This is a genomic window from Syntrophobacter fumaroxidans MPOB (assembly GCF_000014965.1).
GTDB classification, from domain to species: Bacteria; Desulfobacterota; Syntrophobacteria; order Syntrophobacterales; family Syntrophobacteraceae; genus Syntrophobacter; species Syntrophobacter fumaroxidans.
On sequence record NC_008554.1, the window covers coordinates 294509 to 321158 of the forward strand.

Here is a 26650-nt window from a genome sequence, read left to right on the forward strand (position 1 = left end):
GCGAACGGGCCGGCTCCGAACGCCGTCTGAGCCGCCCCTTCGTCCACCGTCGGACTACCCGGCGGTTTCACTCTGTTCGGGCAAATAGTAGATGGCCTTGGTGTCGGCATCCAGCAGGCGCCAAAGCAGCATTTGCTTGCGCAACGCCTTGATGAAACTGTTGTTTGCTCTGACCCAGGCGGAACGCTCACCCGAAATCCGAGTCATCTGGATGGCGATTTCCAGGTATCCCGGGTTCTCCTCCGAGGGGCAACAGTGCAAGTGAACGCGCTGCTTGATGGCAAAATCGAAGGGTGCCAGCCATGCGTTGGTGCGAATCACAATGCAGACGGGGATCGGGTTTTGGCCGGGCCTCACCGGCGGCAGGGCGTCATCCATGTCGATCTCGTCAACGATGAACGAGCCGTGGGCGACATCCTGGTGGGAGCCGTAGAATGCCTTGAGAAACTTCATGATCCCGGCCTCTTCTTCCGCTTTGAGCAGAAAGGGGAGGTTCATGTGGATGACGTCCCCCTCGGGCGCCGGCAGCGTCCAGGAACGGTTGACGTCCGGCATGGCGATCTGGGCGGCAAGCCGGGCGGGGTACAGGGCGGCGAGAAAGACCACGGAAAACACCAGGAACATGCAGGCGACGCTGGCCAGCGAGGAATAGTTGAAAGTGAGCTGGGAAAACATCGCGGTGTTCCCGAGGTATTTGGCGCTCAACTGCGCCAGGATGTAGCCTAGAACCGTCGAGATGACGGCCAGGGAAAGGGCTTCCACGATAAAAAGGAATCCGACGTGGGTGGGGGCCAGCCCAACCGAGGTGTAGGTCGAGATCTCCTTTTGCCGCTCGTGCACGTGCCCGATCATGGTGTTCAGGGTGATGAAAATGACGATCAGGATGGGCACGAGCAGGTTGGCGACGCCGCTGTAGCGCAGGGTGGTGCTTGCGCTGTGATACCACGTGCCGTTTTCACCGACGAACAGGGGGTAGGCCAGCCACGTGGAGAGTCGGTCGGCGATTTCGGTCGGGCTGGAGCGGGGCAGAATGGACACCGCCTTCAACTTCCCGCCGTATTCGACGCATTTCGCAAACGGCATGATCACCGTGCGATTGCCGGCCGCGTAGCGGAATCGCTCCGTCTGTGGAAGAAGCTCCTCCCCGGTTTGCATCGCCTCGATTTCCACCTCGGAAAGCTCCTCGCCATGGCTAACCTCGAGGTAGGCCGGGGTGATCGGATGCCGGTCGAGGTCCTTCGCTTCGTCCAGGGCCGAACCATCGAAGAAACCCACCACGGTGAAGCGGGCACCCATGATCTCGACCGGGACGTTCAGATCCCTTTCCGGGTCGAGACCCAGCCGCGCGGCCATGGCCAAAGGTAGAAGAACGGCACGGTCGTCGGTTTCGTTCAGCCAGCGCCCCTTGGTCACCAGGCGCGTGAAAACTTCGGGGGCGCTGGGTCCAAGGCCGAGAAGACCCTCCACGGGGGCATGACGGCCGGATGCGTAAACGGCGGAAATCGTCCGTTCCGTCAGGCCGGCCGGCTCGATCCAGCCTCGGGGCCAGATGGATGCGCCCTCCGGGCCGAAACGCGCCTTCATGTCCTCCAGGGTGAGCATGGTCATCGGCAGGCGGAACTGGTGCCGCAGCAGGACCCCTTCATAAGGGTTGTCCTCCGCGATGCGGGTGAGCGTCGACCGGTGCAGGCTCTTCACGTTGGTGAACGACATCACGGTGAAGGTCAGGATGATGAGCGTGACGCAGGTCAGTCCCGTGCGCAGCTTCCTGCGGTTGAGGTTGGACACTCCGATGGAGAATCCCGCGCCGAAGGCCTGCCACTTGCTGGCTTGAGGCGTCCTCAAATGGGCCTGCCGGGTCTGCAGATCCTCCATCTCCTTCTCGAAGCGGATGAAAATAATCGCCGAAACGAGCAGGGACAGTCCGACGATGAAAAAGGCGATGATCACCACCATGGGGCTGTAGGTGAGTTGAAAAGCGGGATGGAGGCCGCGGATGGCGAGAATGGTCATGATCAGGATGAGGAAGAAAGCGACGATCTGCTGATAGATGCCTCTGAAACAGAAAATGTAGCGTTCCATGCAGTAGGCGAAGGGAACGAACAAGGCGATGAAGAACATGACGCCTCCGAGCACGTCGCGCTGATTGCCCTCGACTTCCGCATAGACGATGTCCAGCTTTGCCCACGCCGTGGCGACCCGGTCCCAGAAATCGCCGTAACGGTGTTCCGACAGGGCCAGGATACCCTGCTCAAGTTCGGTGCCGGCCTGCCGGTACAGTTCTTCAAGGTGAACGTTTACAATGCCGTGCTGAAACAGGTTCCGAAGCCGTCCCCCCACCAGGGAGTAAAGGTCTTTCGCCACGTGATAGGGCGCCACGGAAACGGTCGGCGGCTCTCCTACGAGAAATCCGATCCCGTTCGGGTTCTCGGGAATGCCGTTCAGGAGGAAGAACTCCTTTCCGAGCAAAGATTCGGACATGATGAGCTTGAAACGGGTCCCCTTTTCCAGGAACAGCGAAATGCTCATGGTGTCTCTGCCGTCCACGCGGCTGTACCAGTGCCGCAGCGGAGGCGCCTCGGTGGCGGCGTCGATCAGTTCGAGCTTGGTCAGGTACCCCATGTTGCGCGGGTTGAATATGGGCAGAATGTCCGTCTGGAGGCACCGGAACATGATCAGCGGGGCGGATGCCAGGTCGCTCTTGACGCTGATCCGGTAGTTCTCCTTGCCCGTCTTGGCTTTGTCCGCGGCGATCCCGATCCTTCCCGTGGCCGGATCGATGCCGTACGGTTCCAGGATCAGTTTTTCGAGGGAAACCCGCTTGTTGGCAAGCCCGGGCATGAAGTACGTGCCGTCTCGAAGGACCATCGTCCGGAAGACCGAATCGCCCTGCAGTATGGAGATGATCGTTCCCGAAGCCGGCTGGTCGGGAAACAACTCGCCCTGCCGTATGAACATGGCCTGCCCCTCGAGGTTCGAGAGGCCGCTTACCCCCGCATCGACGGCCGACTTCAGGGAAGGCTCGGAAAAGAGGCGCCGCAACGCCGGGGGCAGGAACCCGGACAGGGTCTCGACCTTCTTTCGGTCCATGCGGTCCAGCGTATCGGCGGGCGTGGACCAGAGCAGGCGACGATCCTCGAGGGATACGAGGGAAACGGCGGGAAGTCCCGCGATGCTCGCCACGTCGCTTGCGGGATGGCACACACTGCCGGCCCGGACCGAAATCTCCTCCGGGGAGGCGCCCCGGGATGTGTCTCGGAAGATGTCCGGTATGCCGGTCTCGGCTGCAGTCTCGCGCCCGCTTTGCGTGAACAGGCCGATGAGCCGGCCGGCCCGCGAAATCTTCCTGATGCTTTCCCTGACGGGGAAGGTCTCGCCCGTTTCGATCAAACCCAAGGTTTCGTAATGCGAAGACAGGTGAAGGTCGAAGAAAAGAACCTGGGTGTATTCCTCGAGCAGTCCCCGCAAGGCGGTGGAAGATTTCATGGCCTGCACGCGGACTTTGAGCTCCTTGTGAGTCGCCCGCCGGTCCTCCACGGCTTCATCCAGCAACTGCACGGCAAGCTCGCGCTGTTGCGCGGTCAGCCTTCCGATGTCGTTGACCATCGCGATCTGGCGGTAGGCGCGCGGCCCTTCCTGTGCCTCCGCGAGCTCGAGGGCCGACGCCGATCTGCGGTATTGGATTTCCCGACTCAACGCGTCGGCCCGGTCCTTCGCCTTTTCAACCAGGATTTCCAGAATGGACTCGCGGTCGGCGGGTTTTTCCTGTTCGAGATACCGGCCCTTTTCCAGAAGATCGTACTGGTCGTCGATCCGTGCTTTCGTGTCCTTCAACTGGTTGGTCAGTTTCTTGAGCGATTTCTTCTTGGTCTTGACGCTCCAGATCAGGTGCCTCATGCCGTCGTGACTCTCGTTGTTTCCCACGGTGGCCACGAAGAGCACGGAGCGTGCCGGCGGGTGCCGGGAGAATTCCTCGGCAAGAATGAGCAAAGCGGCGACGGATGTGGCTTCGTCCGCGCCGGGAGCCAGTCCGAGCACTCGGAAAGAGGCGTCGTAGGCGGCGTCGACCACGACCATTTCCTTCCGCAGCTTCGGATCGCTGCCTTTGAGTAGGCCGTAGCAGTTGCGGACCAGCTTGTTTTGCCACCGGGTCTTGGACTTGACGACCGCCTGGGGCGTCTTTTCCATGGCGAGCCGTTTCAGCGCCTCGCCATCGCCTGCCGGCACCCAGAACCTCGGGATGGTCAGGGGAGTTCGAGTGTCTTTCTCCTCGAATTGTCCTTTCACCGAGTCGTCTCGCCCGATGAACACAATGGCGGCGGCGCCGAAGGATGCGGCGTTGATCCAGTTCCCCGAGGACTCCATGTCCATGAGCACGATGCTCTCATAAAGACGGGTCCTGTCGAAGTCCTTGAAATCCCCCCGCCCGGCGTAGATGAGCTGACCGCGGAGCCCGTTTTCCGGGGTCATCGGCAGATAGACCAGGTTGGGCCCCCATGGATAGAGGTTCACCGTTCGGCCCTCGGCTTCGATGGACGCGGAAACGACCTCGGGAACAGGGGTCAGGAATTGCTGGGAGGCAACCTCGGAGAGACCGGCTTTTTTGAAAAAGTCGAGGATGTAGTCGGCTGCGGCATCGCTTCCCGGGCTCCCCGCGGACCGGTCTTTCAAATCGGTGAAGAAGGCGACGTGGTCCATCACCTCCCGGCCGTATCCCACGCCGGGGAAGAGCCCGCTCCACAGCGGACACGCCGTCAACCAGGCGAGCAACACGATCCGGGCCGCGCGATTGAAACCGGACCTGGTTTTTGCGTCCGTGGGCATCATGCCACCTGTCCGATGGAGATCTTGAGCTTGTCGCGCTCTTCGACCCGGTCGATCCGTCCGTCACGAATCCATACGACCCTGTCCGAGACGTTGAGCATCTTGATGTCGTGGGTTGCGGAGATGATCGTCACCTTTCTTTCCGTGGAAAGCTGCTTGAGCAGGGCGATGATTTCCTCCCCCGTGCTGAGATCGAGGTTGCCCGTGGGTTCGTCCGCCAGGATGATGGCGGGGTCGTTGGCCAGAGCCCGCGCCACGGCAACGCGCTGCTGCTGCCCTCCGGACAGCTCCGAAGGCTTGTGATGGCATCGCTCGGCCAGCCCGACCAGCCTGAGCAGCACCATCCCCTTTTCCATGTATTCGTCCCTGCTCATGCCCGCGAAGATCATGGGCAGAGTCACGTTCTCGATGGCGGTCATGACCTGGATCAGATTGAAGGTCTGAAAGATGTAGCCGATCTTGCGGCAGCGCAGCCAGGCCAGCTCGTAGGCATCCAGCTGAGCGACGTCGACCTCGTCGATGAACACACGCCCGGTGGAAGGCTTGTCCAGTGCGCCGATCATGTTGAACAATGTGGATTTTCCGGAACCCGAAGGCCCCATGATCGAAATGTATTCCCCGGCCTTGATGGAAAAGTTGACCCCTTTGAGCGCTTCCACCACATTGTTGCCCATCTTGAAGACCTTGGTGACTTCCGAGAGCCTGACGACATTGTGGGACAGAACCGGATTCATGACTTCCCTTCCAAGCGTTTCAGATCTCATTCCTCGTTGCGCAGGGCGATCGCCGGCTGCATTTTAGCGGCCACGAGGGCAGGGTAAATTGCCCCCAGCAGGGACAGGACAACGGCGAGCAGGGTGGTTCCGGCAACGGTCAGCAGCATCGAGCCCGGGGGCCAGCAGGCGAGACAAATCCAGCCCGCCCGGAAAAGAAAGGAGCCCGTGGCGATGAGGACACCCGCCAGCCCTCCCACAAAGCCGCCGAACAGCCCCTGGTAGATCGATTCCAGGACGAAAATGCGCACCACGAAGCTGTCCAGCGCTCCCAGGCACTTGAAGGTCCCGATCTCGCGGAATCGCTCGGTGACCGCCATGAGCTGGGCGTTGACGATACCCACCACGCACACCAGCAAAGACAGGATCACCAGCCACTGATCCTTTGCGCCGGCGCCGAATCGACCGTTTTCGAGCTCGTAGCCGCCGGCGAGGATCCCCGCCTGGACGGTGCCGTCCGCGTGGGGAAAGAAGGCGTTCAGCAGCTCGTAACCGGACCAGGTGAAGGAAACGAAGGCAACGGCAAGCGCCAGCGTCAAGGTGGTGATCAGGGATCGAAAGAACCGCACCCGAATGGAATTGAAAGATATCTTCACCAGCTGGCTGAAAGGCAGAACCACCTGCCTTTGTATCCGGTCATCCACTTTTCGTCACCTCCGGGTCGGTTGTCGCAGCGATACCCGAACGCCTCGGGCCCCGGCGGAAATCGGAGAGAACACCGGTCCTCATGCCTGGCGACCGCCACGAACCGCGGGCTCCCGGGGAACCTGTCAAAAACGTCGTCGTTATTCCGGTGCGGGCGGGAATCCGGAACAACTGCCGGTCCAGCGGCTTGTGCCGGCTCCGGCGGAGGTATTCTCGCGCACGGACGGGAAGCCGGGAAACCGGATCGGCCCCGGATGCCCGCCGGGCAGATATCCGGAGCGGATTGCTCGACGGGCTTTCCCGAACGCCATGGACACTGGTTCGACACAGGCTTTCGGCCGGGCGCCTGCCCGGAGACAAGAGCATTTCCCGAACGCGAAAGAGTATCAGTATACGCAAAGAAGAGGCCCGATTGAAAATACTTTCGTCACCCGAGGCATTTTTCAACTATGAGAGCTGCATTGGCCGCGCCCGCCAGATCCGGCGGCATGGATTCGGACTGGAGCTTACGGCGAGCCATGGCGGCTGCAGCGGCCGAGGCCATCCCGTGCGGGTCGAGCCCGTCCAGCACCTTGAGAAAGCCCAATTCCTCAAGCTTGCGTGCCCGCAGCATCTGTTCCCTGTTCTGAGGGAACGGGTAGACGAGAGCGGGCACGGCCGCGCTCAGGATATCCATGCATGTGTTGTAGCCCGCCATGCTGATCGAAAGACTCGATTCAGCCATGCAGTCGAGAAAGTCGTACGAGAATTCCTCGATGCTCGTCCTGGAGTCGCGGGCTGCCAGGCTTGCCAGGACGTTGCGGTCCGCCGCTTCCATGAAGGGACCGATAAACATGCGCAGCCCGGCGTCAAGCTCGGGCAGCAAACGGAACGCCGTCAAGGCCGCCTCGAGGAGATCCACTCCCACCTTGCCCCCTCCGCTGCTGACGACGATGGTTCTTCTCCTCGGCGGCCGTCGCCGTCGTCCGGGTTTTCGAGCAATGAATCCCGTGTAGCTCATGGGGATCGCAATTTCATCGACGCGACTGAAGGTCTCGTCGAGTCTCATGATGCGGGGGTCGGAGTGAACCATCAGGTGGTGGTAGTGAGCGTTCAGGATTTCGAGCACGCCTTTTTCATAGGCGTCCTGGTCCGCTTTCTCGACGAGGATGTCGCGCAGGCTGCAGATCACCCCGGTGGACATGCCTTCCTGCCGGATGCATTCCAGCAGCGGCATCAGCTCGAATCTGAACTGCTTGCGCCCGAAGGGGAACAGCTCGGTGATCAGGACATCGGGTCGAAAAGACAGGAAAGTGCCCAGCAGAAGTTGTTTTCGCCTGGCTCGGGTTTCCCCGACCGTTCCCTCCACGGCGTGAATCGCTTTGAAATCCTGGTCCATCATGAGGCCGGGAAGGGGCAACCTTCTTACGTGAGGCGGCGGGACGTAGCCCGGGAGAGCGTCGCCGCCTTCAACGAACAGAACCTCGTGGTTCGCCAGGGCCGAAGCGAGCTCCATGCTTCTGAAAAAATGCCCGATTCCAAGCACGTGCTGGCTGTAGAACATGATCTTCATAAAACACGTCCGGCTCGTTGAGGGGACAGGGTTGTCGGCCTTCGTCAATCCGGAATGGCGCGGAGCGGGTCCCGGGTCGTCCCAAACGGACGGAATCCCATCATGAATCCGGGGGTGCGATGCTTCAGCCCATCCGGACGCCTGCATGGCGGCCAAGTCTATGTCGCCCGGGGACAAAAGCCAAGTGAAATGATGCGAGGATCCGCAGGCTCCCGCATTCCGGCGATACGCATGACTTCGCGGCTCAGCCCAGGCGTCATCTCGCCTCACGAAACGACGCCACGGCGCGATGAAGGGCTCCTTCCTGCGCCGGTGCACCCCTCGGTTCTGATGTTCCCGGCCCGGACAATTCCGCCGTGAAAATGGGCGAGGCTGACGGGAGGAAGGCAAACATAGGAGGCGGTTGGCGCGAATGAGGGGGAAAGCGCTTCCTTGCTTGTCGCAAAAAAGGGAAGAGCCGGGAGGGGTGGGTCCCGGCTCTCTCTCTGAATAGAGAAGCACAAAGAGGGTATGGATTGTGGTGACTATTCGAGCGTAGAATAACAGACTGAACCTGTGCTGAAATGGGGCGGATCACGTATTTCGAATGGGGGAATCCACGTATTTGATTGTACCGGGGCACCTACCGTAAAGGGTAGGTGCGGCGGAGGCGACCCTTGAACCGCCTCAATGCCCATGGGAACGTCGGTGGGGTTTTGTATTCCATTGATTTTATGTGATTTAATGCCCGAGGTGGCTTCATGTGTGCGGGCAGTTCCGGAAATGGAGGACTCGGGTACCGGGGGGCCCCGGCGGTTTCAGGTGCGCGGAGACGTCGATTACGGCGTCTGAAGCCCAACTCGGCACGGCCCGGCGGCTTCACGTGCACGGGAAGGTCACTGGAGCCGCAGCGCGGTCACGATGTTCATCCGCGCGGCCCGCAGCGCGGGCAGAATCCCTCCGACCAGGCCCATCACCACCGCGAAGGCCAGCGCGTTCACGACGATGGAGGAGTCCAGGGCGAAGCGGAAGGAAAGCTCGGAAAACGTCTGCCAGTTCATGGTGGAAACACTGATGCGGTTCATGAACGATGCCGCCGCCAGCCCCAGGCCGCCACCCACCAGGCTGAGAAAAACCGATTCGAGGAGGAATGCGGTCAGGATGGTCGCGCGGCGAAATCCCAGGGCCCGCAGAGTCCCGATTTCCGACACCCTGTTCGCCACGGCCGAATACATGGTGACCATGGAGCCGATCACTGCTCCAAGGCTGAAGATAAGCGTCAGGGTCAGGCCGAGGATCCGAATGAAACGGGCCATCAGTTCGGATTGAGAGGCGTAGTAGTCCGTTTCTCGCCAGGTTTCCAACGTGAGACGGGGGTCACTCATCGCGCGCTTGCGCAAATCCTGGAAAGCCGACGGTTCCCTCAGGCGGCCGATTACGGAAGAATATGCGCTCCGGCGAAAAGTGGTCATCAGGACTTCGACGTCGGCCCAGATTTCAGAGTCGAACCCCGTTCCGCCGGCATCGAGGATACCGACCACCGTCCAGGTGCGGGAACCGAACGACATGGTCTGCCCGAGCCCGCCGACCGCGAACCTCTGCATGATGCTCCTGCCGGCCAGTATTTCGGACGTCCCCGACCGGGGCTCGCGTCCGGCCGAGATGCGTACCCGGGGACGCAATTGCATGGAGAGCTTAGGGTTGATGCCCCTCACCGTGACGTGGGCCAGGTTGCCGGTATCCCGCCTGCTCAGGTTGATCAGAATGACCGCCTCGCGCGCCGCCAGCTTCGTGCCGTCCCGGCCGAGGCCGATTTCGGGCATGCTCTCGACGATGGCGGCCTCCTCCCGGGAAACGAGGCTCTGCACTTCCGCCTCCGATGATCTGCGCACGAACACCGCGTTGTCGGGGCTCCCCGTGGTCACGAGCGTCTTCTGGAACCCTGCGGCCAGCATCAGGACAGCCGCGAAGACGAAGATGACCAGCCCCATCCCGCCGGCCGTCAGAGCGGTCGTAAGGCGACGAACCCATAAATTGCGATAACTGTAGCGAGCCAGGAGGAACATGGCCGATCGGAAACCCCATGCGGATTATTGCCCGGATTCGGCGCTAAAGAGCGGTTTCCCGTCCAATTGCCAGGCCTGCGTCGGGATCGAGGGACGGCATGTCATGAAAATGGGAAGCCACCTCCAGCAACCGTTCCCGGCAGAGTCCGAGATCCCTTTTCATCCGCGCCCGATATTCCGGCGGCCCGTCGCTCCACCGGGGGATCAATTCCTGGTAATAGGCGATTCCTTCCAGCAGGTTCGTTTCGAACTCCCTGAGGTATTTCGCGGTCTGTTCGTTGGGGTGGGGGAGAGACCGGCGCAGCTCGTTGTCGAAGTAGTCGATGTACATTTCAAGCTCGGAGATGAACAGGTTCGGACGTGTCCGATTCTCGATGATGTCGGCGCGTCCGTAAATGTGATCGACCATTTCCCGGAGACTGACCGCCCTGGTGAAATAGGCGAGTCCGGGCCCCGGACAGATTGCCGGCACGCATGGGCCGTCCTCGGATTCGGCCAAGCCGTGAGTGAGGATCGCGGTTCCCCCGAGATCGGTGCACAGGCAGGATTTTGAAGTCACGGCTTCGATTGCCGCTCGGGCGGATTCCGGGTCGCTCCCGCCGGCAAGGATTTGCTCGATCTTGCGCTCCTGATAGGCCCGCGAGGCGACGCAAATGGGGGTTTCGGAAAACTCCGTATTCGATTTCAAATACCCCTTGGTGCACGGACTTCCCGGTTTACCCGTCCGGATCCGCGCCCGCTTCGCCTCCTCGCTGAGCGACGTCCTCAGGTTGTTGAAAGGCACCCCCAGCGGAGACACATCGCTCAGAAAAAGGTCTTCCCGTCCGGCTTCGCACAGTCTCTTCAAGGTTGTCGGATCCACGGTGGTGGCCTCCGGAACGAGCAGAAAAGGTGTCCCCCAGCCCGTGGCGTCCAGCCTGTAGTGACGGAGCAGGAAGCTCTGTTCGCCGGCCGTGCCGATTCCGCCCTGGGCGGTGATCCGCAGTGCGTGCGGACGGTCGAAGGTGCGCTTCTTTTTCTGGCGCAAGGCCCGGTTGTAAATTTCGAACAATGTCGCGATCAGTTCGTCCTTCCTGTTCCTGAATTCCTCAAGGCTCGGTCCCATCAGGGCGCCCCCGTGGGCGAAAGCATGCCCTCCGCAGTTGAGGCCGGATTCCAGGCGGAATTCGGAAACCCACAAGCCTTTCTTGGCGAAAAATTTGCCCTGGGTCAGCGCCGAACGATAGTCGTTCACTTTGATGACGATTTTTTTCTTGATATTCCCGTTTTCGTCGGCATGAAAGTCGTCGAACTGCTCGGCGTAGCCGTACAGACGACCATTGAAGCCGGCTGAAAACACGATGGAAGATTCCACACTGCTCCTGGCGTACCCCCGCAGCGCAGCCAGGGCGTCCGAAAACTCGGACGGCAGCGGCTCTCCGTTCCCGTCGAACGTGTGGCGATCCACCTTGGTCATGATGTTGACATCGATGGCGCCCGGTTTGATCCTCTCCCGCAACTCGTCCTGTATCCGCCTTTTCTCGACGGAATCTTTCAGGGACTGCATGGCTTTGTAGAGTTGCTTGAGGGGGGAGGTCTCCGGGAGAAGCTCGAAGTATTTCGTGATCTCACTGCCCATCTCGAACGCCGAAGCTTTGAGCTTCTCGAACTGCTCCTTGACCGCCTCATCCATCAGGTTCAAATAGGCGGTGATTCGATCAGCCCGCGAATCGTGATCCTGCTTCCGGATATGTGTGCACTCCCGGCCCATCACCCGGCAGTAGAAACGCCGCATCTTTTCAATGAGCGTGTCGTCGACGAGGGAAATCACGGACGAAATTCCGTACCTGGCGACCTTGAACGGCGATTCGATGGTGAACGCGGTTCCCATGACCGGGATGTGGAACGAGTGTAACAGTTCGCTCATATCGTTGTTCTCTCACTCATCAGGATTGTTCTCGAAAAACGCGGCCACGACAGGTGGCAGCCGACTCGAAGCCGATCCGCTCTCGCGCTCCGGTCCAAGGTGATGCCGGGGGAACGGACCATTCGGACACGCAGACCCGAAAAACCGGATGGACGGTCTCATTGCGCGCCGGCCTCACAGGAGAAACCCATACCGGATCTTTTCGGACCGCACACAAACGCGCCCCACGTGTTTGAGAATTGCCTCCAGCCGATTTCCGTTGTCGATCCATATTCATAATCGGCCCCCACCCGGCAACACTCAACACTCAGAGCGGTTCTATCGTCGATTCCCGGAAAACGAAATTCCTGCGATGCGTTCGCCCGTCCCATGAGCAGTGCGCGCCCCAAAGCCTTTACATTACACTCAGTTCGAGAAAATGCCAAGGGAAGGATGTGAAAAAGGCGGCAAAGTATGGCGCAAAGTCACCGTACGACATCGCGTGGGGGTTCGTTCCCGGGCACGCCCCCTCAATTCATGGCGGAGCGAAACGCCTCCATCAAAGCCTGTCTTTCCCGGGCCGACAGAAGGTCGATCCCGCGTTGCCGGAGCAGTTTCCGATCGTGGAACTCGGCGCCTAATCGCGAAAGAAACGAGAGCAGGGTCGAACTTTGCATTGCCGCCGTTTCGGGTTCCGCCGGGACATCTTCCGGGATCGGCGGCTTTCCTCCCGCGGGCTGCAGTTTTCTGTGGATTTCGCGATATTCTCTGGATTTTTCAGGCTCTTCGGTTTCAACGATCTTCGACAGCACCAGGTATACGAGAGCGTTCTTTTCCATTTCTTCGCGTGCCCCCGAGAGGACGACAAAGGCTTCCCTGGATTCCTTGAGCTCCCAGAGCGCCCACCCCAGCAGAACACGCGCTCTCAGGTGCTGCGGGTGGAAAATCAGCCCTTGTTCACAGACCTCCACCGCTTCCGCCCAGCGGCCCTGCGAACACAGAGCATCAGCCAGCATGGCGAAAACCAGGGAGCGGGGATCGTGCTTCAAGAGGGTCTTGTAGGCCATCACCTCGTCCGCGGATTGGTCCTCCGGCTTGAACGCAGCCGCGGCTCGTCCCGCTTCCTCGATCAGGTGCTGCAGTGCCCGCCTTGTTCGGCGTTTCTCCCCGGCGCTCGAGGCGCCTTCGGCACCCTGGGGCGGCGCAGCGTGCGCAGCGGCCGGGGCTCCACCCGGGAATGTCATTTCGAGCTGCCTCGGGGTCGAATCGCCGGGATGCAAAGGTTCCGATCCGGGTGTTTCAGTACTCGATTGAACGCTTTGCGGGGATTCCTCGAGACCGGCCGAATCGAGTGAATAGTCAAGCGAAACGGGCTCATCCGGTGTTTCCGGCGAGGATTCCGGAGGGTGAGCCTGCCGGGCCGGAACGGTGACCCGGGCGTCGTTTGTGAGTGTATACCCGGTGTGTGAAGGCCAGTTCTCCGCTTCCGAGAAAAACTCCAGAAATTGAACCGTTTCTTCCAGCGACGCAGAGAAGTCCTGGTCATAGCCCAGCGTTTTCATCTTCGTCCGCACTCCCTCCATGGCGAAGCACAGGAGGGATGCCGGCTCATCTTCATAATCGGGGGTAAGGTGCTGGATCAGGAAGGCGTCCAGCTTATTGGCCACCCGGGCAAGCGCCGGCAAGCCGAACATGCTGGCATTGTTTCCGAAATGAAGAATGGCCAAACGGACGGGGTCGACGTTTTTCCCTCTCAGCAGGTTTATGGCGGCATCGAGGATTTCAACAAGCGTGATCCAATCCCTTTGTGAGATCGCCTGGTTCATGACCTCTCCTTGAGCGTCGTTCGCCTCCGGACACCAACGCGCGGTGTTCCGTGCAAGCCCGGTTCCGCAACAAAAACTGAAGTCAATCAATTATTATACGGAAATCCTCAACCGTTGGAAGAAATACTTATTTCCAGCCGCAATTTGGTGGCAAGGAGATGCGCCTGGCGCAGCGGTTCGGGGATTCGGTATCTGCCGAGGCAACGGGCAACGAGCCGCTCGGCGGATTTCTGATCGCACAGGTGCCCCGGCGATACGAAAATCGGTTTCACGTTGTCCCTGGAACAATAGACGCTGCCCACCGCTTCCCGGTCGAGATAAAGAGGCACGGAACAGCCCTTCTTGTTCGGCGGCGAGGCGTGTATTCCGCACAACCGTTTCTTGGCGCAGCCGATGGTGGGCAGACCGAGGTAGAGGCCGAGGTGGGCGGCCAGTCCGAACTTGCGTGGATGGGCAATCCCCTGTCCGTCGCACAGGAGGACGTCGGGCCTTTTTTTGAGCTGCTCGAAGGCCTCGATCAACGGGGGGATTTCGCGGAAGGAAAGGAGTCCGGGGATGTAGGGGAAGCGTACGGGGCAGATCGCGTGAACCGCTTCGAGGGGCAGCAGGTCCGGCCAGCTGAAGGTCAGCATGACCGCCGCGAGGCGTTCGCCGGCCTTGACATACCCGATGTCGGACGCTCCCAGGATGCGAAAATTCCGGGGAAGCGCCCGCAGGACGACTCTTCCGGCCAGTTCCCGCTGCAGGGCGATCGCTTCTCTAGGTGTCAGGTCCCAGGAATGTCTGATCCCGTCGCTCATCACATCCGCCGGCTCCAAGGCGCTGGTTCCGGCCGGTCTAACTGCAGCGCGAAAAGCCGCACGACCGGCAGACGATGCACCCGCCTTCATGTTCCACGGCGGCCCCGCAATCCGGACACGCTCCCATCTCGTCGCCCACCGACGTGACGTTGGCGTGAGCATGGCGGTTGAGAACCTTGGCGATGGCATCGGAACACGACACGACCTGTTCGCCGTTTCCCCAGGTCGGAGACGGGCAGCGGATTCCCACAAGCTGTCTGATCACGGCCTCGACCTTCACGCCCGAGCGCAGCGCCAGCGAAATCAGGCGGCTGGTGGCCTCGATCTGCGAATAGGCGCAGCCTCCCGCTTTACCCATTTGCGCGAAGACCTCGCAAAACCCGTATTCATCGGAGTTGATGGTGACATAGAGCTTGCCGCAACCGGTGTTGACCCGCTCCGTGATGCCCGTGGTCCTGTCCGGACGCGGTCGGGGCTCCACCTGCGGGTACTGCGGTTTGCGCTGAATGTTGAGCACCTGCACGTCCCGGCTGCCGTCACGATAGATGGTGAGGCCCTTGCATCCCAACTTGTAGGCCTGCAGGTATGCGGAGCTGACGTCTTCGGGGGTTGCGCTGAAAGGGAAATTGATGGTCTTGCTGACCGCATTGTCGGTGTGTTTCTGAAACGCGGCCTGAATCCGGATATGCCAGTCGGGGGTGACGTCGTGGGACGTTACGAAAACGTTGCGCACGTCGGCCGGGATCTCCAGGAAATTCTTGATGCTCCCTTTCTCCGCAATCTTTTTCATCAGGTCGTCGGAATAGAATCCGCGCTCCCTGGCCACCTTCTGAAACAGGGGATGCACTTCCACCAGTTCCTGCCCGTCCAGGACCTTACGCACGAAGCTTATGGCGAAGAGGGGCTCGATTCCGCTCGAACAGCCCGCGATGATGCTGATCGTGCCGGTCGGAGCGATGGTCGTTGTGGTGGCGTTGCGCATATGGGGCGTTTCCGGCCGTTCGTAGATCGAGCCGGCGTAGTTGACGAAATTGCCCCGCTCCTTGCCGTAGTGGGCGGATGCAGCCTTGGATTCCTGCTGAATGAAGGACATGACCTTCTCGGCGGTCTCCACCGCAGCCTCGGAATTATACGGGACCCCGAGCGAAATGAGCAGGTCGGAAAAACCCATCACGCCCAGTCCGATTTTGCGGTTTCCCCTGGTCATGTCCTCGATGATCTGCAGCGGGTAGTTGTTGACCTCGATCACGTTGTCCAGGAAATGAACCGCGTCCCACACCACCTCTTTGAGGTGTTCGTAGTCGATGTTTCCGTCCCGATGCATGGAAGCGAGATTGATGGAACCCAGGTTGCACGATTCATAAGGCAACAGGGGCTGCTCGCCGCATGGGTTGGTGCTCTCGATCTCGCCCACGTGAGGGGTCGGATTGTGCCGGTTCATGACGTCCAGGAAGATGATCCCCGGCTCGCCGTTTCTCCACGCCGACTGCGTGATTTCATCAAAGACCTTGCGGGCGGACAGGGACTGGACGCGCTCACGCGTGCGCGGGCTGATCAGTTCGTACTCGGCGTCCTCCTCCACGGCCTTCATGAAAGAATCCGTCACGGCGATGGATATGTTGAAATTGGTCATCCGGTCGTTGTCGGTCTTGCACGTGATGAACTTTTCGATGTCCGGGTGATCCACCCGGAGGATGCCCATGTTGGCCCCGCGACGGGTCCCTCCCTGTTTGATGGTCTCCGTGGCGGTATCGAAAACGGACATGAAGGACACCGGGCCGCTCGCCACCCCCTGGGTCGACAATACCTTGTCGTTCTCCGGACGGATCCGCGAGAAGGAAAAGCCCGTCCCCCCGCCGCTCTTGTGAATCATGGCGGCGTGCTTGATGGCTTCGAAAATACTGTCGATGGAATCCTCCACGGGCAGAACGAAACAGGCCGACAACTGCCCCAGAGGACGTCCGGCATTCATAAGGGTCGGTGAATTGGGGATGAAATCGAGCGAGGTCATCAAGGCGTAGAACCTGTCCGCGGTCTCCTCCGCCTTCTCCGGCCCCTGAAAGGCAACGTCCGCCTGGGCAATGGTGCGCGCCACTCTCCAGAAGAGCTCCTCCGGGGTCTCTATCGGTTTGCCTTCGTCGTCCTTCTCGAGATAACGTTTCCTGAGAACCACCAGGGCGTTGGGCGTCATCCGCAACGGATGTTCTTTTTTCACGAGGGTCATGCGTTTCTTGTCCGAGCTCCCGAGTTTCGATTGGTGTCCGCTTCGTTCTTTCAAAGCCGGATTGCCGGTCTCCATCGTTATTTTATCCTTTTCGGAATGATCGTGGCAATGCATCAACATAAAGAACCGATCGGTCCCCCTGGACATGAATGACCATGATAGGGAAAAAACAAGGGGTGTCAAAATCAAATTTGTCATGGAAAAAGACCCCCTTTGAGCCAATCGCAAGATTTCATGGCGAAAACCCGGCATAATGGCTATCCTTCCGTAATCGATCGATTTTGCCGCGATGCGTCGGCTCCGCCCGTCCGCATCACGGCCCCCCCGGGGATTTCGCGGGATAAATGCGGTGCGACCCTGGAAACCGTCAAAATGATGATTAAATTAGTTGCGATTTCGAAATTAATGTAATTATTCAGTGCGTTTACACAAAATGTGCAGGCGCCGCCCCCCATTTGTGAAAGATCGCGCTTGCGGGGGTTCGTGTTTGTATGCTGATATGAGGAGGAACAAGAAAATGGCAAAAGCGGTAGGAATCGATCTTGGAACCACCAACTCCGTAGTTGCAATCTGGGAAAACGGGGCCGCCACGGTGATCGCCAATTCCGAGGGGTCTCGAACCACTCCCTCGGTGGTGGGATACACCGAGGACGGTCAGCGCCTGGTCGGGCAGATCGCGCGCCGGCAGGCGATCCTCAATCCATCCGCAACCGTCTATTCCGCCAAGCGGTTCATCGGCCGCAAGTGGGGCGAAGTGGATGAGGAATCGAAGATCGTTTCATATAAGGTGGTACGCGGTCAGGGCGATGTGGTGCGCTTCGAGGTGCGGGGCAAAACGGTCGCTCCCGAGGAGGTGTCCGCGCAGGTGCTGCGCAAGCTGGTGGACGACGCATCCAAATATCTCGGCGAGAAGGTCACGGAAGCGGTCATCACCACGCCGGCCTATTTCAACGACGCCCAGAGACAGGCCACCAAGGATGCCGGTGAAATCGCGGGGCTCAAGGTGCTGCGCATCATCAACGAACCGACCGCCGCGGCCCTTGCTTACGGGCTCGAAAAGAAGAAGAATGAAACCATCATGGTTTTCGACCTCGGGGGCGGGACGTTCGATGTTTCCATCCTGGACGTGGGCGAGGGGGTTTGCGAGGTGCGCTCGACGTCCGGTGACACGCATCTGGGCGGAGACGACTTCGACAAGCGCGTGGTGGACTGGCTTGCGGACGAATTCAAGAAGGAAACAGGAATCGATCTGCGCGGGGACCGGCAGTCTTTGCAGAGACTTTACGAAGCTGCGGAAAAGGCCAAATGCGAGCTGTCGAGCACGACGGAAACCCAGGTGAACCTTCCGTTCATCACCGCTGACTCCACCGGGCCGAAGCACTTGGTGATGAAGCTCACCCGTGCGAAATTCGAGGACCTGACGCACGAGCTGGTGCAACGCTGCATGAAGCCCGTGGAACAGGCGCTGGCCGATGCACGGCTGACCGCCAAAGACATCGACGAGGTGATCCTCGTCGGAGGGTCCACCAGGATCCCCGCCGTGCAGGAGCTCGTGAAGAAGCTCACCGGGGGGAAACAGCCGAACATGAGCGTGAACCCGGACGAGGTGGTGGCGGTGGGAGCGGCGGTTCAGGCCGCCGTTCTAAAGGGCGAGGTCGAGGATGTCGTGCTGCTCGACGTGACCCCGCTGTCTCTCGGGGTGGAGACCCTCGGCGGCGTGATGACCAGGCTCATCGAGCGCAACACCACCATTCCCTCGCGTCGGGAAGAGGTCTTCTCGACCGCCGAGGACAATCAGTCCGCGGTGGACATCGTGGTGCTCCAGGGGGAGCGGGAGATGGCGCGGGACAACCGGGTCCTCGGCCGGTTCCGACTCGAAGGCATTCGCCCGGCACCGCGGGGGGTGCCACAGGTCAAGGTGATCTTCGATATCGATGCCAACGGCATCCTGAGCGTCACGGCACGGGACCAGGAAACCGGGAAGGAACAGAACGTCACCATTTCGGAATCCACCAACCTGCCCAAGAGCGAGGTGGAGCGCATGGTGAACGACGCCCGGTCGCATGCCTCGGAGGACAAGACGCGCCGGGAAACGATAGAGAACCGCAACCAGGCGGACAGCCTGGCTTACCAGTTGGAGCGTTCCTTGAAAGACTTCGGGGACAAGGTGCCGCTGCATGAGAAGGCCCGCTCCGAGCAGCTCGTCCAGGACGCTCGGGCCGCCGTGAAGGATGAAAGCACCGGAAAGGAGCGCTATCAGCAATTGATCAGCGATCTCCAGCAGGCCGTTCAGATGGTGTCCGCCGCGGCGTACAGCCAGGCCGGGGGTGCACAGGCGGGGGCGGCGGGAGGAACCCGGGAACGTCCGGCAGGAGGTGATGACGTCATCGACGCGGAATTCACCGAACGCTGAGCCTGAGGCGGCCCCCCGAACGGGCGCGGGCCCGGTTACGCGCGATTCAACCATGGAAATACCCTGGCCCGGCACACTCCCGCGGCCGGCCGGGGATTCGACTGAAGACCAAAGGGAGTCCCGCTGAACGCGCGCGGGCACGGGGATTCATTGATGCGGCGGAGCTATACACGAACATGAACAGAAGGGACGCAACGGTACAGCATGGCAGTGAAGTTTAGAGACTACTACGAGGTACTGGGGGTTCCCCGTACGGCGACCCAGGAAGAAATCCAGAGGTCGTACCGGAAGCTTGCGCGGAAATTCCACCCGGATGTGAACAAGGCGCGCGACGCCGAGGACAAGTTCAAGGAGATCAACGAGGCCTACGAGGTCTTGAAGGATCCGGAAAAGCGCAAGAAATACGACCTTCTGGGTGAAAACTGGAAGACCGGTCAGGAATTCAGGCCGCCACCCGGCTGGGATTACCAATACGATTTCGGGCGCGGGGGAGGTCAGGGTGAATTCCAGTGGGGAGGATCCGGCGGGTTCAGCGATTTCTTCGAGATGCTGTTCGGCGGCCAGCGCGGCGGACGTGCGCGCGGCGGCGCGAGGCGCGGCGGCGGGCCGGTGTGGAGCCAGGCGGGAGCCGACCAGGAAGCCACCGTCAGGATCAGCCTCGAGGATGCGTTCCACGGGGCCACCAAGTCCATCACGCTGCAAATGCAGAGCCTGACTCCCGATGGTCAGGTCGCGGTGCAGGAGAAGACCTACGAGGTCAAGATCCCGGTCGGAATCATGAGCGGCCGGAAGATCCGTCTCTCCGGCCAGGGGGGAGAAGGCATGGGAGGCGGGCCGCGGGGCGACCTCTACCTCAAGATCGAGATCGAGCCCCACGCGGTTTACAGGCTCAAGGACAGGGACATTTACGTGGATCTTCCGGTTGCACCCTGGGAAGCCGTGCTGGGTGCCGATGTGCAGCTCACAACCCTGTCCGGCCAGGTGACGCTCAAGATTCCTCCGGGAACTCAAAGCGGTCAGAAGCTGCGGTTGAGGGGAAAGGGGATGCCGAATCCCAAGGAAACGGCCGGCGACCTTTACGTCGTGGTTCAGATAATGGTCCCGAAACACCCTTCCAGACGTGAACAGGAGCTTTTCGAAGAGCTCCGAAAAGAATCCGCTTTCAATCCACGGCTCTAGATCGAGGAGGTTCGGTCCATGGTGGAAAAGCGTTATTTCATGATCAATGTCAAAACGGTCACTTCCTCTTCGCCGTTCCTGACCCGGAACGAACTTGCCGTGCATTGTGGAATTCATCCCGACCTGATCGACCGGTTTATTCGACTCGGGCTGATTGATTTCATGGACCGCGATAGCGATGGAGAGGCCGTGTTTTCAGCCGAAGTGATTCCTCTGGTGAGAAGAATTCTGAGGCTTCGCAACGAACTGGGTGTGAACTACGCGGGGATAGGAGTGGTGCTCGAACTTATGGCCCGCGTGGAAACACTGGAAAACCATATAAAGGAACTGGAAAGCAGAATCTTCGCCTGAGCCGTGCCAGCGCCGTCGAACCGGCGCATTCGGACCGGATTCGGAGCGAAGTCCACATATCCCGAATAGAGGAGGGTATCCCTTGATGGATCTGAACAAGCTCACGATCAAATCCCAGGAGGCGCTCAAAGCCGCCGAAACGAAGGCAATCCGCTACGGACACGTGGAAGTCGACGTCGAACACTTGCTCCTGGCGCTGTTGGAGCAATCACAAGGACTCATCCCGAGCCTGCTGCGAAAGATGGACGTTCAGGTCGACCGCCTGAGGGAGCGGTTGGAGCAGGAGCTTGAGAAAAAACCCAGGGTCAGCGGCCCCGGCATCGAGCCCGGGAAGGTCTACATCACCCAGAGGCTCAATCAGCTCCTGATCAAGGCCGAAGAAGAGGCCGGCCGGCTCAAGGACGAATATGTATCCGTGGAACACCTGCTGTTGGCGTTCATCCAGGAGGGCGGAGCCACTCCCGCGGGCAGGCTCCTGCAGGAAAATCGAGTCGGCAAGGATGCTTTCCTGCAGACCCTGACCTCGGTGAGGGGGAACCAGCGCGTTACCAGCGCATCTCCCGAGACCACCTACGAGGCTTTGCAAAAATACGGCCGGGACCTGGTGCAGGAAGCCCGCACCAACAAGCTGGACCCGGTGATCGGCAGGGATTCGGAAATCCGCCGCGTGGTGAGGATCCTCAGCCGCAAGACGAAGAACAACCCGGTCCTGATCGGCGAGCCCGGAGTGGGCAAGACGGCCATCGTGGAAGGGCTCGCTCACCGGATCGTTCGGGGCGACGTGCCCGAGGGGCTGAAAGACAAAGCCATTTTCGCCCTGGACATGGGCGCCCTGGTGGCCGGGGCAAAGTACCGCGGGGAATTCGAAGAGCGGCTCAAGGCCGTGCTCCAGGAGATCAAGGAATCCGAAGGCGGCATCCTCCTGTTCATCGATGAGCTTCACACCATCGTGGGAGCCGGAAAGGCCGAGGGTTCCATGGATGCGGGCAACATGCTCAAGCCCATGCTCGCCCGGGGGGAACTGCACTGCATCGGCGCAACCACCCTGGACGAATACCGCAAGTACATCGAAAAAGATGCCGCCCTGGAACGGCGCTTTCAGCCGGTTCTGGTCGATCAGCCCACCGTCGAGGACACCATCTCGATCCTGCGCGGGCTCAAGGAGCGCTACGAGGTGCACCACGGCGTCAAGATTCAGGACAGCGCCCTGGTCGCCGCGGCCGTGCTGTCCGGTCGCTATATCACGGACCGGTTCCTGCCGGACAAGGCCATCGACCTGGTGGATGAAGCCTGTGCGATGATCCGCACCGAGATCGATTCGCGCCCGGAAGAGCTCGATGAGGTCATGCGGAGGGTGATGCAGCTCGAAATCGAGGAGGTGGCCCTCAAGAAGGAAAAAGACAAGGCCAGCCAGGAGCGTCTCGAGGCGCTGCGCAAGGAAATCGGCGAATTGCGCGCCCGCACCGACGCCATGAGCGCCCAGTGGGAAGCCGAAAAACAGGCGATCAAAAAGGTCCAGGCGATCCGGGAGGAGATCGAGAAGGTCCGACGGGATATCGAAGTTGCCGAGCGGCAGTTCGACCTTCAGAAGGTTGCCGAACTGAAGCACGGCCTCATGCCCGACCTGGAGAAAAAGCTGAAGACGGAAGAAGGGGGACTGTCGGCGGATCCGGACGGCAACCGGCTGCTTCGCGAAGAGGTGACCGAAGAGGAGATCGCCGAGATCATCTCGCGATGGACGGGAATTCCCGTGACCAGGCTGGTGGAAGGAGAGCGCGAGAAGCTGCTGCGACTCGACGAGGTGCTGCACCGGCGGATCGTGGGCCAGAACGAGGCGGTGAGCCTGGTCGCCGACGCCGTCATCCGGGCGAGATCCGGAATCAAGGATCCACGCCGGCCCATCGGGTCGTTCATCTTTCTCGGCCCTACCGGAGTCGGCAAAACCGAGTTGGGAAAGGCCCTTGCCGAGGCGCTGTTCGACTCCGAGGACAACGTGGTCCGGATCGACATGAGCGAATACATGGAAAAGCACGCCGTGTCGCGTCTGATCGGCGCTCCTCCGGGCTATGTGGGGTACGAGGAGGGCGGACAGCTCACCGAAGCCGTTCGCAGGAAGCCGTATTCGGTGATCCTGTTCGACGAAATCGAGAAAGCCCACCCGGACGTCTTCAACGTGCTCCTGCAGCTCCTGGACGACGGCCGTCTGACGGACGCCCAGGGCCGGACGGTGGACTTCAAGAACACCGTCGTCATCATGACCAGCAACATCGGGTCGGTCTATTTGCTCGATGGCGTCACGGACGACGGGCAAATCAAGGAACGGGCCCGGGAGCAGGTGATGTCCGACCTGAGGCGCCAGTTCCGCCCGGAGTTTCTGAACCGGGTCGACGACATCGTTCTGTTCAAGCCGCTGACCGTCGGTGAAATCGAGAAAATCATCGACCTGCTGACCAAGGACCTCACCAGGAGGCTCAAAGATCGGCGCATCGAGCTGGAGCTCACGGGGCAGGCGCGCGAGTTCATCGCCAGGGCCGGGTACGACCCGGTATTCGGTGCGCGGCCGCTCAAGCGGTTCCTGCAACACAACCTGGAAACCCGCATCGGACGGGCGTTGATCGCCGGGGATATCCCCGACGGCTCAACGATCCGGGTTGACATCCAGGACGGGGACCTCTCGGTGACGCACACCGTGAATGAAAACGAATAGGCGCGAATGCGGCGGCCGGCGGGATGGACCCGCCGGCCGCGCTGTTTTTTCCCGCGGGATGCGTCGGCCGCTTTCGGGCAGCCTCCTCGCCGGCCCGTGTACATGCCCGGGAAGGTGGATTCATCGATTCCATCGACTCTGCGGTCCGCAACGATTTTCCGATTGACTTTCCACGCCTTGATTCATATATTCCCATTCGACTATATAGTGCGGCGCGAAAGAACCGAGCAGGGAGATGCCCGTGAGAACCTTTATCAAAGTCATGAAAGCGCTCTCCGATCCCAACCGTTTGAAGATCCTCAAGATGCTGCAAGAAAGGACGCTCTGCGTGTGTGAAATCCAGGCATCCCTCGGACTCGCCCAACCGACGGTGTCCAATCACCTCAAGCTGCTCGAGAACGCCGGGCTGGTTTGCGCGAAAAAGAACGGGCCATGGGTCGATTATTCGCTGTCCGACGGCAGCGTGAATCGATATGCGGCAGCCCTTCTGGGGAATCTGAAACACTGGCTCCGGGATGAACCGGAAATCCTGCGGGTCACGGAAAACCTTCCGAACATCCGCAGGCAGGACGTCTGCGGAAAGTGACCGGTGGGTGCGGCCCGGGCGGTGCAACGCCGTGATCGGTTCGCGCGAGGGGCCGGTTTTCGGCAGATCGTCTGCCTGGGCGGTGCGAACCCGTGCAACGCCGGGATGGGAATTCCCGGAAAGCGATATTGGAATGTCTTTGGTTTTCCACGGATGAGGATTCACCATGAAAACAATCGATCAGAACGCATGCTGCTGCCCGGTCGCGAACCATGAGGGAGCGGCCCCGGCGGAGGCTTCGGGCGAACGGCGGGCGCTGGTCCGGTACCTGCTTGCGGGGGTACTCGTGCTTGCCGCCTGGGTGCTCGTCTACCTGAACCTCGAGGCCTTTTCCCGGCTGGTCGTCTTCAACCTGCTGGCATTGCCGCCGAACAACCACTTCAGCAGCGCGATGCAGTTCTTCCTCTACGATACGCCGAAAGTCCTCATGCTGCTCACCCTGGTGGTGTTCGGCGTGGGGGTCGTGCGTTCCTTCTTTACGCCGGAACGGACACGCAGGATTCTTGCGGGCAGGAGCGAGACCGCGGGCAACGTCCTGGCCTCTCTGCTGGGAATCGTGACGCCGTTCTGCACGTGTTCGGCCATTCCGCTGTTCATCGGCTTCGTGACGACCGGCGTTCCCCTGGGGGTGACCTTTTCATTCCTGGTTTCGGCTCCCATGGTGAACGAGATTGCCGTGGTGCTGCTGTTCGGGCTGTTCGGCTGGGAAGTGGCGGCCGTCTATCTCGGTACCGGCCTGATGATCGCCATGGTGTCGGGCTGGGTCATCGGGCGACTGCGGATGGAACACCAGCTTGAAGACTGGGTCATGCAGGTGCAGATGGGCGAGGGCTGCGTGGTCGAGGAACAAAAGACCTGGACGGACCGCATTCGTTATGGCCTCGACGCCGTGCGCGACATCGTGGGCAAGGTGTGGAAGTACGTCGTTCTGGGCATAGCGGTCGGGGCCGTCATCCACGGGTATGTGCCGGAAGGTTTCATGGCTTCCATTATGGGCAGGGGCGCCTGGTGGTCGGTGCCTCTTTCGGTGCTGATCGGCATCCCGATGTATTCCAACGCCGCGGGTATCATTCCCGTGGTACACGCGCTCCTGGAGAAGGGGGCCGCGCTCGGCACCGTGCTCGCCTTCATGATGTCGGTCATCGCGCTCTCCCTGCCCGAGGCGATCATCCTGCGGAAGGTCCTCAAGCCGCGGCTGATCGGAGTATTCTTCGGGACGGTGGGAGTCGGGATCGTCATCGTGGGATACCTGTTCAACCTTCTCATTTGACCCGGAAACAAGGGGGGCGGGCCGTCGGGGACCAAGTGTCCTTCTGAGAGAAGATATGGACGCGACGTCGCGGACGGGATCCTTCCGGGAGCCACGGCCCGGCCGTCAGAGCGGCTTGATCGCGGCGACGGTGATGCTCGTGATGGAATCCGCGAAGCTGCAAGCATCTTCGCTCGACAGCCCGGAATTCCCGGCGGTTTCCCGTACTGCCGGATCGGCGGCGACCAGTTCGATCGGAAACACGGTTTCGTTCACGACCCGGACATGGCGAAACCCCGCCGTTTCAATACCCGCCAGGTATTCGCGCTTCAGAACGGCCCCCGACAGGCATGCAACGTAAGCATCCATTGAATTCCTGATGAATTCGGGCAGTTCCGCCGTCAGGACGATGTCGGAGACGATGAACCGTCCACCGGGCTTCAGGACCCGGAATGCCTCCTTGAAGACTTTCGGCTTGTCGGGCGAGAGGTTGATCACGCAGTTCGATACGATCACGTCGACGGAGCTGTCTTCGACGGGAAGGTTTTCGATCTCCCCGAAACGAAATTCAGTGTTCGCGTAACCGCCTTTGAGGGCGTTCTCTTGTGCTTTGGCGATCATCTCCGGCGTCATGTCCACGCCGATGACTCTCCCGCTGGGCCCAACTTTCGCCGCAGCGAGGAAACAGTCGAAACCCGCTCCCGATCCCAGGTCGAGAACCGTTTCGCCTTCCCGGAGAGCAGCGATGGCCGTCGGATTGCCGCAGCCGAGCCCGAGGTTCGCGCCCTCGGGAACGGTCTTCAACTCATCCTCGCCGTATCCGATTTGCAGGCCGACATCGTCCGGAAGGGAGCCGGCGTCTCCCCCGCAGCACGACCTGCCGGTTTTTCCACAACAGGAACCTTCGAGCCGCGCAACCCTCGCGTACCCCGAGCGAACGGCTTTCCTGATCTCTTCGGCTTTCATGCCCAGCTTCCTCCATCGCTCATCGATCATCCTGACCGGCGAGCATCCCCTTCACCAGGGGGCCGAGAAAATCGCTCACCTGCGCCGCCAGGGTGTCGGCCTTGATCAGCGTGAGGCAACAGATTTCCCCATCCTTGTCCCAGCTGATCACGGCCAGCTTGTCGCCCGCCCGGAGGTTCGCCTTCCTGCGCAAATCCTTGGGCAGCAATATCTGCCCGCGCTCGTCCAGGCTGACCACGGACTCGACCCTGCAACAGCTCCTGCAGGCGCTTTGCGAAAAACACGATCCTTCAGTTTTCTCCGTCGACATCGACCGTATTCCCTTTCACTCTTTTCCTATTTTACAGATTCTTCAGAATATTCTGTAACCCGATCAGCGAAAGAAGTCAAGGGAAACGGGTGAAGGTGGGGGCGGGCGTGGCACGACGGCATCGAGCCGGGATGTTCCGGGAGGGCGAAGGCCGGGCGGAATTTTTCCGTTATTGCGGGTCTGCCGTTGGTGTGAGCTGTGATGGACATATGCGGGAAGGCAATGTATCATGCGGACGGTGGTTGGTCTTCGTGCGCGGGATGCCGCCTTGATGCGTCCATCGGTCCGGCGGGGCAGAGCGTGGGGATCGACGGG

Annotated in this window: 17 protein-coding genes; 6 read left to right on the forward strand and 11 right to left on the reverse strand. The window is 60.6% G+C overall.

All coding sequences use genetic code 11. The features are described from left to right. Window positions 1-54: 54 nt before the first annotated feature. From SFUM_RS01285 to SFUM_RS01325, 9 genes are all read right to left on the reverse strand, one after another. Window positions 55-4827, reverse strand: coding sequence for an FtsX-like permease family protein (locus SFUM_RS01285; protein WP_083763896.1), 4773 nt, complete (start codon window positions 4825-4827; stop codon window positions 55-57). Next, complete coding sequence (locus SFUM_RS01290; RefSeq protein ID WP_011697126.1) at window positions 4824-5558, reverse strand: ABC transporter ATP-binding protein; 735 nt, start codon at window positions 5556-5558, stop codon at window positions 4824-4826. Before SFUM_RS01290 ends, SFUM_RS01285 begins: the two co-directional genes overlap by 4 nt. A 26-nt stretch (window positions 5559-5584) precedes the next feature. Continuing rightward, a complete protein-coding gene (locus tag SFUM_RS01295) occupies window positions 5585-6241 on the reverse strand; it encodes an ABC transporter permease (protein WP_011697127.1) in 657 nt (218 codons plus the stop codon). A gap of 428 nt (window positions 6242-6669) precedes the next feature. After that, window positions 6670-7794: a glycosyltransferase family protein gene (locus SFUM_RS01300; RefSeq protein WP_011697128.1), complete on the reverse strand. Its 1125-nt coding sequence runs from the start codon at window positions 7792-7794 to the stop codon at window positions 6670-6672. 875 nt (window positions 7795-8669) lie between these two features. Then, window positions 8670-9839: an ABC transporter permease gene (locus SFUM_RS01305; RefSeq protein ID WP_011697129.1), complete on the reverse strand. Its 1170-nt coding sequence runs from the start codon at window positions 9837-9839 to the stop codon at window positions 8670-8672. A gap of 43 nt (window positions 9840-9882) precedes the next feature. Then, entirely contained in the window at window positions 9883-11745 is a 1863-nt protein-coding gene (locus SFUM_RS01310) for a hypothetical protein (RefSeq protein ID WP_011697130.1), read from the reverse strand. 509 nt (window positions 11746-12254) lie between these two features. Continuing rightward, the gene (locus SFUM_RS01315; RefSeq protein ID WP_011697131.1) at window positions 12255-13550 is read right to left on the reverse strand and encodes a tetratricopeptide repeat protein; all 1296 of its coding nucleotides are present in this window, start codon (window positions 13548-13550) and stop codon (window positions 12255-12257) included. A 107-nt stretch (window positions 13551-13657) separates the two neighbouring features. Beyond that, window positions 13658-14368, reverse strand: coding sequence for an endonuclease V (locus tag SFUM_RS01320; protein ID WP_208597089.1), 711 nt, complete (start codon window positions 14366-14368; stop codon window positions 13658-13660). A gap of 19 nt (window positions 14369-14387) precedes the next feature. Continuing rightward, the gene (locus SFUM_RS01325; protein WP_011697133.1) at window positions 14388-16574 is read right to left on the reverse strand and encodes a vitamin B12-dependent ribonucleotide reductase; all 2187 of its coding nucleotides are present in this window, start codon (window positions 16572-16574) and stop codon (window positions 14388-14390) included. 517 nt (window positions 16575-17091) lie between these two features. On the opposite strand from SFUM_RS01325, the gene dnaK reads away from it, so the two are divergent. From dnaK to SFUM_RS01355, 6 genes are all read left to right on the forward strand, one after another. Beyond that, window positions 17092-18987: a molecular chaperone DnaK gene (gene dnaK / locus SFUM_RS01330; RefSeq protein WP_011697134.1), complete on the forward strand. Its 1896-nt coding sequence runs from the start codon at window positions 17092-17094 to the stop codon at window positions 18985-18987. Between the two features lie 204 nt (window positions 18988-19191). Next, entirely contained in the window at window positions 19192-20166 is a 975-nt protein-coding gene (locus tag SFUM_RS01335; protein ID WP_011697135.1) for a DnaJ C-terminal domain-containing protein, read from the forward strand. 18 nt (window positions 20167-20184) lie between these two features. Then, a complete protein-coding gene (locus SFUM_RS01340) occupies window positions 20185-20517 on the forward strand; it encodes a chaperone modulator CbpM (protein WP_011697136.1) in 333 nt (110 codons plus the stop codon). Window positions 20518-20602: 85 nt separating this feature from the next. Next, the gene (gene clpB / locus SFUM_RS01345; protein ID WP_011697137.1) at window positions 20603-23224 is read left to right on the forward strand and encodes an ATP-dependent chaperone ClpB; all 2622 of its coding nucleotides are present in this window, start codon (window positions 20603-20605) and stop codon (window positions 23222-23224) included. 241 nt (window positions 23225-23465) lie between these two features. Further along, the gene (locus SFUM_RS01350; protein ID WP_011697138.1) at window positions 23466-23810 is read left to right on the forward strand and encodes an ArsR/SmtB family transcription factor; all 345 of its coding nucleotides are present in this window, start codon (window positions 23466-23468) and stop codon (window positions 23808-23810) included. Between the two features lie 166 nt (window positions 23811-23976). Beyond that, the gene (locus SFUM_RS01355) at window positions 23977-25080 is read left to right on the forward strand and encodes a permease (protein WP_011697139.1); all 1104 of its coding nucleotides are present in this window, start codon (window positions 23977-23979) and stop codon (window positions 25078-25080) included. Between the two features lie 105 nt (window positions 25081-25185). On the opposite strand, the gene SFUM_RS01360 is transcribed toward SFUM_RS01355, so the two are convergent. Beyond that, window positions 25186-26025: an arsenite methyltransferase gene (locus SFUM_RS01360; RefSeq protein WP_011697140.1), complete on the reverse strand. Its 840-nt coding sequence runs from the start codon at window positions 26023-26025 to the stop codon at window positions 25186-25188. A gap of 19 nt (window positions 26026-26044) precedes the next feature. Beyond that, window positions 26045-26335 (reverse strand): HgcAB-associated protein HgcC, encoded by a 291-nt coding sequence (gene hgcC / locus SFUM_RS01365; protein WP_011697141.1) that lies wholly within the window; start codon window positions 26333-26335, stop codon window positions 26045-26047. Window positions 26336-26650 lie beyond the last annotated feature (315 nt).